Source organism: Corynebacterium silvaticum (genome assembly GCF_004382825.2).
Taxonomy (GTDB): domain Bacteria; phylum Actinomycetota; class Actinomycetes; order Mycobacteriales; family Mycobacteriaceae; genus Corynebacterium; species Corynebacterium silvaticum.
Map to the genome: position 1 here is coordinate 762,689 of NZ_SDQO02000002.1, position 13,140 is coordinate 775,828.

Consider the following 13,140-nt stretch of genomic DNA (forward strand, 5'->3'; position numbering starts at 1 on the left):
CATGAACCTCTCAGCGACCTCGGAAACACCTTTGGCACCGGAAGCGGCGGCTACCTCGGGTTATCCGAATTCTCAACGAGCAGCTTTTAGGCAGCCACCTGCGCCGCAGGTACGCATCGTTTCTGCGCAGCATCATGTAGAGACACACGACTGGGACAATGATCTCTTTAAGAACCAAACCGGTATATGGCGCTTACTAGGTCCTGCCGGTTCGGGCGTGTCTACGCTGATCATGGATACTGTCGCAGAGCGTCTGCGCCGCGGAGTAGATCCCTCAAGCATTCTTGTCATTGCAGCATCAAAGGAAAGCGCTACTCGGTTGCGCGCCGGGATTGCCGCGCGTCTTTCGGGAGAGTCCTATACAGCGGCTACCACGATGGTGCGCTCTGTGCACTCGCTTGCTTTTGCCTTGCTCCGAAGCCTAAGTGGAGAAGAACTGAGGCTTATTACAGGTGCCGAGCAAGACGCGGTGATTCGGGAGCTATTACAAGGACACAGCGAGGACCCAGAAGCAGCCCACATCTGGCCACAAGAGACGCGTGATGCGCTAGGCCTTGTTGGCTTTGCTCGTGGTCTCCGAGATTTTCTCTTACGCGCAGTCGAACGAGGACTGAGCCCAGAAGACCTGGAAAGACTAGGGAAGACATATCGTCGGCCGATGTGGAGCGCCGCCGGGTCTTTCCTGCGGGAATATGAACAAACGATGGCCCTTGGCGGAGCGAAGAGTCTGAGTGCTTCTGAACTCGTGAGCACTGTGCTTGAGTATCAGATCCCGGATCAAGGGTGGAAGACAATCATCGTTGATGATGCCCAGCACCTTGACCCTAAATCCGCGCAACTTATGAGCGAGCTGTTACGCTACGCAGAATTTGGCATCATCGGTGGAGACCCAGAGCAATCGGTGTTTCATTTTCGTGGTGCAACCCCAGAGTTTCTGACTACGTATCCTGCAGATCATCAGCTGGTCTTGGAAACGACGCGGCGGCTACCTGAGACTACGGCGCGGATTGTTGAAAACCAAGGGCAACACTTTGAATACATTGCAGACACAATCCGTAGGGCTCATCTGATTGATGAGGTTCCGTGGGATGAGATTGCAGTGATCGTGCGTTCTACGGGGCTGGTCGCGCCTGTTCGGCGGGCGCTTCTGGCCGCAGGGGTTCCCGTGCAGGTTGATCCAACGGACATCATCTTGAGCGAGCAGCGCATTGTTTCCTCAATGATTCTTGCCGTGAGAGCGATATACGGGGAGCTCAACAACCGTGACATGGAAGACCTCCTTCTAGGACCCATTGGTGGCGCAGACTCTGTGACTCTGCGTCGGCTTTATCGTGGACTGCGTAAAGTCGAGATGAGACGCGGCGGTAGCCGGCGTGCCATAGAACTGTTAAAAATCCTCATAAGCCCCCGCCCTTCAGAAGAACAGGCTGCCCTAGCCGGGGAAGCTGAGGCGGTTCTTTCTGAAAGAGAACTGCAGATTCTGGAAAGAATCAGAAACGTGCTGTCGCGGGGTGCTCAACCCGGTAGCGTCGAAGAAATCCTGTGGGCGATCTGGCATGAGACCGGTTTGGCCAATCACCTTCAAGCAGTAAGTCTAAGAGGCGGTGCCGCAGGCTCGCAGGCGGATCGTGATCTTGATGCTGCGATGGCACTTTTTGACGCTGCGGGTGACTGGGTGGAACGACGCCCCACGGCAGGCATCGTGTCCTTTATGCGCCACATAGCGGAACAAGAGTTGCCCACAGGTGTGCGCGACCGCCGGCAAGTCCGCACACAGGCGGTACAGCTTCTTACAGCTCATGCGGCGCTCGGGCAGCAATGGCATACGGTGATAGTCGCGGGAGTGCAAGAGGGGAGTTGGCCTTCTCTTGGTGAAACCGGGACGCTCTTTGGTCAGGAAGAGCTGACGGATCTCGTTGATTCAGGCATCGACCCTAATACCATCGTCATGCGTTCTAAAGAGCGTCTGGACGAGGAACGCCGCCTCTTTCACGTGGCTAAGAGTCGGGCCACGCAGCGTCTTTATATCACCGCTGTAGAAGCACCTGAAGCTAACGACGTAGCCGAGCCATCGCGTTTTATGAACGAGCTTGATCCTTCTTGCTTCCAGCAACACGTGCAGGAGAGTGAAGCGTCGTACGCTGATCTTTCTGTACCTTTGGCACCTGAAGACACAGGCTTGGAAGACTATATTCGGCTCTTGAGCGTTCCGGCAATGGTGGCGGAGTTGCGTCGAGAAGTCCGCAACAGTGACTCGCCGCAGCGGCGTCGAGACCAAGCTGCTCGTCAGCTAGCACGGCTGGCAGCGGCAGGAGTTCCGGGGGCCCATCCTGAAGAATGGTGGGGTGAAGGAGGCCCCTCTACGGAGCAACCATTAGACCAACGGTCTATTTCTCCTTCCCTGATAGAGAAGGGCCTGGCGTGCCCTTTGCGTGCCCGACTCGATGCTGTTGTCGAGGAAGAAGAGACGCCATTCCAGATGCTCAAAGGTTCTTTGGCGCATGCATACGCGGAAGCACTAGCCCGGGGAGTGGACTCGGAGACAGCGAAGAAACTCACCACTGAGGCCTTCCTCCAGCTGCTTAATGCCCCTGCGTGGCGGCAAGAATCGGAAGAGACCGCGTGGACACACATAATTGAGCGGCTAGAAAAATGGATAACGGAATCTGCAGCCAAGTATGAGCTGGTGGGGGTGGAAACCTTAGTGAATACGCGGATTGCAGAAGGCATCACTATCAGAGGCCGCATAGACAGATTAGAGCGTACGAGCGACGGCGCTTATCGAATCATCGACTATAAGACGGGATCCAACGTCCCAAGCGCAAAGGACGTCTCAAATCACAAGCAATTGACGGCATACCAGCTCGCATTGAGCAACGGAAAGCTTAGCGATAATGGCGATGTGATCAGCGGAAGCGGTGAAGAATCGCTGAAAGTCGATCAAGCGGTACTGGTGTACCCAGGCTCGAAAACAAAGACGATCAGCACCCGCGAGCAGGCGACAAAAACCGCAGAGGAACTGCAGGAATTTGCAGACTTGTTGCCGCCGCTGGTCCAGAGCCTGACTGGCCCCAGCCTTGTAGCAATTGTTAACGATGGGTGCTCACAGTGCTCGATAAAAAATATATGCCCAGCGCAGCCCGAAGGAAGGATGACCCCGGCATGATAGATCCGATTGAACTATCGCGGTTACTCAAGCAGAAATTCCCTCCTACGCCTCAGCAAGCGGCAGTCATCGGTGCTGAACTCGGACCTATGTTGGTGGTAGCTGGTGCGGGTGCTGGTAAGACGGAAACCATGGCTGCTCGCGTGGTATGGCTGGTGGCCAATAACATGGTGGACCCCGATCGCATTCTGGGGCTGACCTTTACCAGGAAAGCTGCCCAGCAACTCTCTCAACGTATCCGAGGCAGGCTTGAACAACTTGCAGGTATGGATGCGCTGAAAGACATTGATCCAAGCGGGGAGCTGTCTCATAAGTTAGAGGCTATCGCCCCAACGGTCTCCACATACGATTCCTATGCCGGCAGTTTGATCAGCGAATATGGTTTGCTCTTGCCCGTGGAGCCCTCCTCACGGTTAATCACAGAGACTGAGCTTTTCCAGATCGCCTATGACATCGTTATCAACTATTCAGGAGCCCTAGACGCGCAGACCCAACCGGTGAGCGCGACGGAAAAGCTCTTGTCCTTGGTGTCTGACATGGACAACCATATCGTTTCGCCGCAGGACATTGTGGAAGAGACGGACGCATTTTTATCGGTGCTGGATGACGTGGAGGCGGCGTCGAAACGCGGGTTGAACCAGACCCTTGTCGGATGGAAACAACGGCAGATAATCCGCAAGCAAATGTTGCCCATGGTTGCGATGCTCAAGCAACACCTAGCCCAGAATAATCTCATGACCTTCGGGGAGCAGATGTCGCTTGCGGCTAGGCTCGCTGAGGAAAACCCGCAGGTGGGAGCTTCCCAACGAGATCGGTATTCCGTGGTGATGCTGGATGAATACCAGGACACCGGACACGCACAGCGGGTATTGTTGCGCAGTCTCTTCAGCGGCGCTGCAGTCACCGCAGTGGGTGACCCGATGCAGTCGATCTACGGGTGGCGTGGAGCTACTTCTGCCAATCTTGAGCGCTTCAGGGAGGACTTTGCTTTAGGCGATGACCTCGCTCAAAAGCGCGAGCTAACAGTGAGCTTCCGTAATCCTCCCGAGGTTCTTCAGTTGGCCAATGAGGTATCCAGGGAAGTCCTTGGTGCCCCGGATAATCCTCGTCGAACGGTACAGCCGCTCTCTTCCCGTGAAGGGGCTCCGCACGGGGAGGTGACCCTGGGATTTTTCCCTAGTGCGGAAAGAGAGCGAGAATTTATAGCCGACGAGTTGGCGGAGGCTTATAAGAACCGGGGCGAGAACTTTACCGCCGCTGTATTGGTCCGAAAAAAACGGCACTCTGCCCCCATAGCGTTAGAGCTGCAATCGCGGGGTGTTCCCGTGGAAATTGTTGGTTTAGCTGGGCTTATCGACGTCCCCGAGGTGGCCGACATGATCGCAGTTGCGGCGATGCTCATCCGGCCCCAAGACACACAATCTGCGCTGCGCATTTTAGCCGGTCCGCACGTGGGTCTGGGAGCAGCAGATATTCTGGCTCTGGCTAATCGTGCGGCTAACCTCGCGGGACGCGGAAAAGACGATAGAGAAGAGAAAAAGACTGATCCACTTGAGCGTCTGGAACAGATAATCGCCGAAACCCTTCCTAAGGCACCGGAAGCAGTTGTGGGACTGGCAGAGGCCGTCGCTGACCTTGACGCGCCTCGGGAAGAAGGCGGCTCAACTCGTTATAGCGATGAGGGACTGCGGAGGCTGCGCTTGCTGGCATCCGAGCTGAGGTATCTGCGTACCCACAGTTTGGGGCATTCGTTGCCGGATCTTTTTGCAGACATCGAGCGAGTATTCGGAATTCGCACCGAGGTGCTACAACGAGAAGATCCATATGCCGACGGGGCCCCTGGGACTGCGCATCTTGATCGCTTTGCTGAGGTTGTCTCGGATTTTGCTCGGGTTCCCCATGCCACGCTGAGCCAGTTTTTGGATTACCTTGAGCTCAGTAGAAGCCATGAGGATGGCTTAGAACCAGGAGAGGTGCAGGTTCGTTCTGACCGTGTTCAGATTCTTACTGTGCATAAAGCGAAAGGCCTGGAGTGGCAGATCGTGAGCGTTGCGCATGCAGACTCCAGCACCTATAAGACAAGAACGTCGACGTGGCTGAGTAACGAGTCCGCCGTGCCATCGGCGCTTCGCGGGGATGCACGAGAAGACGACTCTTTGGTGGGAGCTCCCGTTTGGTATATCGATTCCCCAGAATCCCCAGCTGACCTGAAAAAGCAGGGAGACGCCCACATAGCAGAATTTCGAGCTATGGAGGAGGAAGAGAATGCGCGCTTATTCTACGTGGCTTTGACCCGCGCGGAGCAGCGCGTTCTGGTTACTGCGTCGACTGATACCACCAAAGCTTCACCTCCGGGGCCTTACACACATCTTGATATGTTGCGCACTAAAGTGCCGGACTCCGTTGTGGAGTGGTTTGACGGTGATACCGATGATGCCCTCGAGCCGCCTCTTCCAGAAACCGGGGTTTTCCCGCAAGAGCTGCGGCCCGAGGGTGCAGATGCGGTTAAGAAAGCCATGGTGGAGCTTCCTGAGTTGATAAAAGACGGCGATCTTTTTGAGCGATGGGAACAAGAGGTCACCGCGCTTATCGAGGAACATCAGCAGCTGAGCACTCCGATTGTGCCTGTGGAATTAGGGCTTGAGCTTACGGCCTCAGACATTGTGAATCTTTCGCAGGATCCCCAAGCTTTTGCTAGACGACGCCGGCGGCCAGTTCCTTTCAAACCCAATAGCTATGCCAAGCGTGGAACCGCTTTCCACCAGTGGCTTGAAGACCGTTTTGGTTCCACGGCTCTGTTGGATGCCGATGAACTTCCTGGTATCGATGATGCCCTGGATGGAACAGAATTGGAGACCCTGAAAAACCGATTTTTGGACAGCGAGTGGGCGGACCGAACTCCTGAATATGTGGAGCATCCGTTTGAAGTGTCTATCGGTGAGCACATAGTCCGAGGTCGGATGGATGCTGTGTTTAAGAACACGGATGGACAATGGATTGTTGTTGACTGGAAGACAGGACAGCCTCCGACAGAAGCCGCGGAGCGTCGTTCTGTATCGCTGCAGCTGGCAGTGTATCGATTAGCGTGGGCTCGATTGCAGGGCGTTGATCCGTCAGAGGTACAAGCGCTGTTCCATTATGTGGGGCGCAATTTTAGCTATCAACCCAGTGAGCTTCCGGATGAGGCGTCGTTAGCTCACATGCTTACGTTGAACATGTAATCTTGATGAGCACTTTGAGAAGAACCTAGGAGCATAATGCCGTTGACCAACCGCGATGCGGGTCGATACCTCGGGGATGAGGAACTCACCGAGTTGCCAGAGCATACCCTGCTCAACGTTATTCGTATCCCCGGAAACCCGTTGATCAGCCCAGTGCGGTTGATTGCTCGGCGTTTTGGCTATGCGTTGGTGCTGATTCTCCTTGTGGCCTTGATTGTTTACTTTGACAAAGGCGGCTACAGCGAGCATCTGACTTTCATTGACGCTCTTTATTATTCGGCGGTTTCCTTGTCCACCACCGGTTATGGCGACATCACGCCGGTGACTCAGGGGGCTCGTCTTCTCAACATCATCATTATCACTCCGCTTCGGTTGACATTCGTTATCCTCTTGGTCGGCACGACGTTGTCGGTGCTCACAGAGGAATCGCGCCGAGCATGGAAAATCCAGCGCTGGAGGAAACGCATGCGAAACCACACCGTGGTCATTGGATATGGAACTAAAGGACGTTCGGCAGTTTCTGCACTGCTGGCGGACGGTGTGTCTCCTAAAGAGATCGTTGTGGTGGATACCGATCCGGTAGCGCTGGAGACTGCGAATACCGCGGGGCTTGTGACGGTTAATGGTTCTGCCACTAAATCAGAGGTGCTCAAACTTGCCGGTGTGCCCAAGGCGAAGGCCGTCGTGGTAGCACCCAATATCGACGATACCGCGGTGCTCGTGACGCTTTCTGTGCGAGAGCTGGCACCAAGCGCATGGGTTGTGGCTAGTGTGCGGGAATCCGAGAATCAGCACCTCTTAGAGCAATCCGGCGCAGACTCAGTGGTGATTTCTTCTGAGACCGCAGGCCGCATGCTTGGTTTGGCCACGGTGACGCCTTCGGTGGTGGAGATGATGGAAGATCTGTTGTCCCCAGATGAGGGTTTTTCCGTTGCGGAACGCCCGGTGGGAGAAGATGAGGTGGGCGCTAATCCTCGGCACTTGGCAGATATTGTCCTTGGCGTTGTGCGCTCTGGTGAGCTCTATCGGATCGATTCTCCAGAGGCGGAGACCGTGGAACCTGGCGATCGTCTGCTCTATATCCGACGAGTTTTTAGTGAGGATGTTTCAGATTAAGAAGTGCCTGCTGGTTGATCTCGCTGGACGGGTTCCTGTCCATAAGGGTAATCCAGTGCTGTCTTCTCCTCGTCCGGATACACCTGCCTTTCACGTGACGGATCAGCTGCTAGTGCAACGAGTCGCCCCTGACGTGGTGGACTCGATAACAGGCACAGCAGCGCGGCTTCATATCCCATGGGTAACAACGGCTCTCGCTGTTCTACGCAACCGCGAATTAATGGTGTATGACCCAGCGTCTGGGAAACGACTGGAATATAGCACGCCCACCATTGGCCGGACGCCCGATGGAAAAGAGGTATTTCCCCGCATTGATCCGGCGGTGATTGGCCTGATTACGTCAGAGTCTGATGAGTATGTGCTTGTAGGGGAGAACGCTCACCGCCGCGGGTATTTCTCCTTGATCGCCGGATACCTGGGAATGGGGGAGACGTTTGAACAAGCGCTGACCCGAGAAGCGTGGGAAGAAACTGGAAGACGTATCTCTCATATTTCCTATGTAAAGAGCCAATCGTGGCCTTATAGTGGGGCCATTATGGTGGGGATGACAGCACGGACAACGGATATGGATGCTGTGGTACAACCCGATGGTGAGCTCACAGAAATTCGCTGGGTAACACGTAAAGATATTGTTCGAGGCACCATCCAGCTTCCAGCTCCGGGCAGTATTGCGCATGACATGATGTGGGATTGGGTAAAGAAAAACGATGATTGATCTCAACGATCTGGACAGCGATCAAAGGGCCGCCGCTAGTGCTCCTCGCGGGCCAGTAGCCATTCTTGCGGGTGCTGGAACGGGTAAGACTCGAACGATTACCTATCGGATCGCCAACCTCATTGATCGCGGCATGGCTAGTCCTAACCGCGTGCTTGCGGTGACGTTTACACGTCGCGCTGCCGGGGAAATGCGGCACCGGCTAGGAGTCATGGGAGTGGGGGGAGTGCAGGCGCAGACGTTTCACTCAGCTGCGATGCGTCAGTTGTCGTATTTTTGGCCGCAAGTGGCAGGGAATCTGCCGTGGAAATTGCTGGATAACAAGTTTCCGCTTGTCGGCAAGGCTGCGCGCTCGGTGGGAATAGAAACGACTACGGAAAACGTGAGAGATCTTCTAGGCGAGATCGAGTGGGCAAAGGCTACGTTGATAACGCCTGATCGTTATGTGGCGCATGTGAAGGATCGTAAGATTCCTGCAGCCGCAGATAAAATCGCTGAGGTATACCGCAGATATGAGCAGGCTAAAACAACAAGTGAGGGCATGCTCCTAGACTTCGATGACCTGTTATTGCACACGGCGGGAGCCATTGAGAACTCGACTGCGATTGCAGAGGAATTTCGGGAGCAATATCGCACTTTTGTAGTCGATGAATACCAGGACGTTACGCCGCTGCAGCAACGAGTGCTTGATGCTTGGCTGGGGGAGCGCGATGACATCACCGTGGTGGGAGACGCTAACCAGACCATTTACTCTTTTACGGGAGCGACTCCTAATTATCTTTTGGGGTTTTCGCGTAAGTACCCTCACGCAACGGTGGTCAAGCTACAGCGAGATTATAGGTCGACCCCCCAGGTAACAGACCTCGCCAATACGGTGATTGGGAAAGCACGGGGCCGAGTGGCTGGTACTCGATTAACGTTGGAGGGAATGCGCCCGCCTGGCCCGGAGCCAGAATTTTGCACTTTCGACGATGAACCCGCTGAGGCACGCGCCGTAGCGAGCAGGATTAAAGAGCTCCTGAGCAAGGGAGTCGCAGCCTCGGAAATCGCGGTGCTTTATCGAATTAACGCGCAGTCGGCGGCTTTTGAACAAGCTCTTGCGGATGCCGGGATTGTTTACCAGGTGCGCGGTGGCGGTGAGTTCTTCCAGCGCGCGGAGATTCGTCAAGCAATGTCTCAGCTGGTTCGTGTCGCACAGCGCGCAGGAACGGAGTCGATCCACGGTTCTGCCCTGGAGACCTTGGTGCGCTCGGCGCTAGCCCCTGTGGGATTAACCCCGGAAGAGCCGGAAGGTACTCAGGCTCGCGAACGGTGGCAGTCCCTAGAAGCGCTTGCGGAGCTCACCGTGGAATTGACGCACGCTACGCCGGATCTGGACATCCAGGGGCTCCTGGAACAACTCAATCAGCGTGCCAGCGCAAAGCATCCTCCGACGATGCAAGGAGTGACATTAGCGTCTTTACATGCGGCTAAGGGCTTGGAGTGGGATGCGGTGTTCCTTGTAGGGCTTGTCGACGGCACCCTCCCGATCACCCACGCCATCAAAGGGGGAGACTCTCACATTGAAGAGGAACGCAGGCTTTTCTACGTCGGCGTCACCCGCGCCCGGGAGCACCTTGTGTGCTCGTGGTCAAGAGCTCGGCAGGAAGGAGGCCGTGCGACTCGGAAGAGAAGCCGATTCTTTGACGGCATCGTGGCAGAGCCTATCGACGTCGCCGTCCCGCCACGTGCCAAGCACTCACAGCGCTGTCGCGTGTGCGGTTCGCCCCTGGGTTCCCCCTCAGAAATTGTGATGAGAAGATGCGCCGATTGCCCGTCGGGCGTTGACGAGGAGGTGTTTGAGACTCTGAAAGCGTGGCGTCTGGACATGGCCAAAGAAGACGGTGTGCCTGCCTACATAGTCTTCACAGACGCGACCCTGCACGCCATTGCCGAGGCCTGCCCAACGACCACAGATGACCTACTAAAAATTTCCGGTATTGGTCAGATGAAAGCGGAGAAGTACGGCAGTAGCTTGCTGGAAACTTTGGCTCAATTTCGCTGATTCTCTTACTCCCAGCAGAACGGGCACTGAGGGCGAGCGGAAAGACGAGGGAGTTTTTCTGTGGCATAAGCAGAAACTTGGAGGCTGTCGCCGGGCATAAGTGATGGCGAGATAACGGCGTAGGCGTTGTCATGCTGTGCGAGAAGGCTTTGAACCACAAAGCTGGTGTGCGCAGCGGTGGCTGCGATGAGGTGCGGGGGTGCGGGAAAAGGGCGACCAGAAAGCATCGATTGGGTGTGAAGCGCCGGCCACTCTGGATCGGAATCAGTGCGGTAGAGATCGCCGCAGGCGAGACAAGGACCGCTTTCTTCTAAACGGACTGGGCCGACGATCCCGTGGGCGTCGATAAGCCTCACAGGGAGGAGAAAACCCGTGCGTGCTCACGTGATCCTCGACGCAGGAGTCTATTCCGCGAGGATTGCACACGATGATGAGGGTTCGGCGTTGGATATGATCCATAAACTCCTCTGTGCTAGGAAAATTGGTTGACCGCACTACGCGCATCCCACTTTTTTCTAGGAGGTCGGAGACAGCGTCTGCCAGTGGGTCGTCGCCGATAACCGCACTAGTGCGGGGTTTGCTCTGTGCCCTGATGACGCCGTGGGCGAGGAGGTCTTCCATGAGTCCTCGCGCGGCGACAGGATGAAGCCCTGCGGACGTAAGTTCAAAAATTATCTGACCTTTTGCCCGCGGCTCGCGTAAGCTGCGAAGTATCGGAACTAGTGCATCGATAAGCTCGCGTGGTGCTGGGAAAATTCCTGCACGCGTTGAGTCGAGCCCAAACTGAATCCCCTGAGCCCGCACCAATACTTGATGACTGGGACTGAGAACTACGTTTCCCCCCCCGTGTTCATGACGGTAATTTCAGCACAGAGAGCCATTTTTGTCATGCCCCGTAAAAACACCCCTGAGCTTCCTGTGGAAGTGATCCGCTCGAAGCGTCGGGTACGCACCGTTTCTGCTCGGCTTATCGACGGGCGCGTGCAAATCCGAATCCCGGAGTCAATGAGCAAAAGCGATGAGCAGCGCGTTATCGCTGAGATGTCTGCAAAAGTGAAACGAAAAACCCAATCCACCGCAGAATCGAATGATGCGCTCTTCCAGCGCGCTCAGTATCTGAACCGACGCTACCTGGATGGGAAAGCCAACCTAAGCTCCATCAAATGGGTTACCAATCAACGGCGGCGCTGGGGGTCGTGCTCACAAAGCACGGGAGAAATACGAATTTCTCATCGCTTGCGAGAAGTCCCCGACTACGTTGTAGATTCTGTGATTATCCATGAGCTCGTGCACACGTTCATCCACAACGGTCACAGCAAAGAGTTTTGGGAATGGGCAGACCGCGCGCCCTATGCGGAGCGGGCCAAGGGATTCCTGGAGGCCATGCAGCGGGTGAGCGGTTAAAACTACAAGAAACCCCCGAGCTAGCGTGGCAGTCTAGGAGGCTAGCTCGGGGGTTTAGTGGTGGTGGTTTAAGGCTTCTTGGGATCTTGATCGTCGGAATCGTCTTCCGGCTTGGGGTTTTCCTTGCTCTCGGGGTTTTCGCCCTCAGAAGCGAGCATTTCCTCCAACTTGGTGATCTCTGCGATGGGATCAAAGTCGGTGCCAGCGGAGTCGTCGAGAAGCGCGTCGATGAACTCAGCGGAAGATTCAAGGTCCTCGGCGGTGGGTAAGAAGTCTGGGTGATCCCACACGTGGTCGCGGCGCTCAGTGCCCACGGCGACTCCCACTCGGCGCCACAGCTCTTGGGCCTCGGCGACCTTGGGGGCAGCGAACTCAATCCCTACGACTTTGGCGAATGCCTGCTCCGCAGAACCACCGGTGGCGCGACGACGACGCCATGCCTCGTTCAGGGCGGCTGTCGACGGGATGCGGTCTCCCATGGCCTCAGTCACCACTATCTCCACCCAGCCCTCGATCAGCGCGAGGAGAGTCTCTAGCCGAGACGCTGCGTGGGAGTTACGCGAGGTAATGCGAGGGCTCATATCCAGTCCCTGGAGCTGCTCCATAGCGTTTTGAATCGCGGTGGGGTCGCCGGACTCTAGGTTCAAATCACGCATGGCTTCTTCGATATGAGACGTGTCGATGACGAGGCCTGCTGCGTATTCCTCAACGGAAGAGACGAGTCGCTCCCGCAGCCACGGCACGTGCTTGAACAACCGTTGACGAACAGCCTCACGTGCGCTGAGATAGACCATGATCTCGCGGTCCTCAATTTTTAGACCAGAGGTTTCTTTGCGCAGGTTAGCGGGTAGTACGGCGGTGACACCTGTCGGGGCGATCGGGAGGCCGAAATCTGTGCCAGCAATAGTCTGAGTGGCAAGATCACCTAGGGCGTGGCCTAGCTGCATGCCAAAATTCATGCCGGACATCTGATTCATGATCTGCATCATGGGGCCCACCATCTCGCGAGCCTCTTCGGGCAGCGAGTCCACCTGAGCCTGAGCCATGTTCTCGGCTACCGGGGTGACGAGTCGTTTCCACATAGGAAGAGTCTTCTCTAGCCACAAAGAAGCATCCCATGCAGCCACGGTATTGCCGGATGCGGGCAAAATGGTGGCGTCGTCAAGCCATATTTCCACCAGGCGCACGGCTTCTTCTACCGCAGTGGTGTCGTTGGCCGACACAGCGGTAGAGGAACCGATCTGCTGCTGTGCAATCCGCTCGGCGAGCGCATAGTTCACCGCGCCCTGTCCTTCGGGAGAGTTCATCGTGGAACCCATTCCAGAGAGCATTTGCCCGAATTGGTTCAGCATGTCTCCCAAACCACCGGCGCCAAAGGGGTTGTTGTTGCGGCCGTTGTTATCATCATCGCCATTGCCGCCGAAGTTGAAAGAAAAACCGAATCCATTGGTATTCATGCTTCATAACCGTACCG

Annotated in this window: 7 protein-coding genes and 1 pseudogene; 6 read left to right on the forward strand and 2 right to left on the reverse strand. The window is 55.8% G+C overall.

The window, feature by feature from the left end; genetic code table 11:
* Nucleotide 1 precedes the first annotated feature (1 nt).
* The 5 genes from ET810_RS07815 to ET810_RS07835 are packed head-to-tail and all read left to right on the forward strand — an operon-like array spanning nt 2 to nt 10,262.
* A complete protein-coding gene (locus tag ET810_RS07815; protein WP_087453522.1) occupies nt 2-3,166 on the forward strand; it encodes an ATP-dependent helicase in 3,165 nt (1,054 codons plus the stop codon).
* The gene (locus tag ET810_RS07820) at nt 3,163-6,387 is read left to right on the forward strand and encodes an ATP-dependent helicase (protein ID WP_087453523.1); all 3,225 of its coding nucleotides are present in this window, start codon (nt 3,163-3,165) and stop codon (nt 6,385-6,387) included. Before ET810_RS07815 ends, ET810_RS07820 begins: the two co-directional genes overlap by 4 nt.
* A 36-nt stretch (nt 6,388-6,423) precedes the next feature.
* Nucleotides 6,424-7,503, forward strand: coding sequence for a potassium channel family protein (locus tag ET810_RS07825; RefSeq protein ID WP_013910978.1), 1,080 nt, complete (start codon nt 6,424-6,426; stop codon nt 7,501-7,503).
* A 55-nt stretch (nt 7,504-7,558) separates the two neighbouring features.
* Entirely contained in the window at nt 7,559-8,218 is a 660-nt protein-coding gene (locus tag ET810_RS07830) for an NAD(+) diphosphatase (protein ID WP_134316253.1), read from the forward strand.
* A complete protein-coding gene (locus ET810_RS07835) occupies nt 8,211-10,262 on the forward strand; it encodes an ATP-dependent DNA helicase UvrD2 (RefSeq protein ID WP_087453524.1) in 2,052 nt (683 codons plus the stop codon). The genes ET810_RS07830 and ET810_RS07835 overlap by 8 nt, the downstream gene beginning before the upstream one ends.
* Before the next feature lie 5 nt (nt 10,263-10,267).
* Here ET810_RS07835 and ET810_RS13195 read toward each other — a convergent pair.
* Nucleotides 10,268-11,152: pseudogene (locus ET810_RS13195) on the reverse strand (hypothetical protein).
* Here ET810_RS13195 and ET810_RS07845 point away from each other — a divergent pair.
* Nucleotides 11,151-11,666: a M48 metallopeptidase family protein gene (locus ET810_RS07845; RefSeq protein WP_087453525.1), complete on the forward strand. Its 516-nt coding sequence runs from the start codon at nt 11,151-11,153 to the stop codon at nt 11,664-11,666. The pseudogene ET810_RS13195 and the gene ET810_RS07845 sit on opposite strands and share 2 nt — an antisense overlap.
* 68 nt (nt 11,667-11,734) lie before the next feature.
* On the opposite strand, the gene ET810_RS07850 is transcribed toward ET810_RS07845, so the two are convergent.
* Nucleotides 11,735-13,123, reverse strand: a complete 1,389-nt coding sequence (locus ET810_RS07850; protein WP_087453526.1) for a zinc-dependent metalloprotease — start codon at nt 13,121-13,123, stop codon at nt 11,735-11,737.
* Between the last annotated feature and the right edge of the window lie 17 nt (nt 13,124-13,140).

Bases quoted from the DNA above. Each gene is read 5' to 3' on its own strand.
- ET810_RS07825 (WP_013910978.1), top strand. From the start codon at position 6,424: ATGCCGTTGACCAACCGCGATGCGGGTCGATACCTCGGGGATGAGGAA.
- ET810_RS07815 (WP_087453522.1), top strand. From the start codon at position 2: ATGAACCTCTCAGCGACCTCGGAAACACCTTTGGCACCGGAAGCGGCG.
- ET810_RS07845 (WP_087453525.1), top strand. From the start codon at position 11,151: ATGCCCCGTAAAAACACCCCTGAGCTTCCTGTGGAAGTGATCCGCTCG.
- ET810_RS07835 (WP_087453524.1), top strand. From the start codon at position 8,211: ATGATTGATCTCAACGATCTGGACAGCGATCAAAGGGCCGCCGCTAGT.
- ET810_RS07850 (WP_087453526.1), bottom strand. From the start codon at position 13,123: ATGAATACCAATGGATTCGGTTTTTCTTTCAACTTCGGCGGCAATGGC.
- ET810_RS07820 (WP_087453523.1), top strand. From the start codon at position 3,163: ATGATAGATCCGATTGAACTATCGCGGTTACTCAAGCAGAAATTCCCT.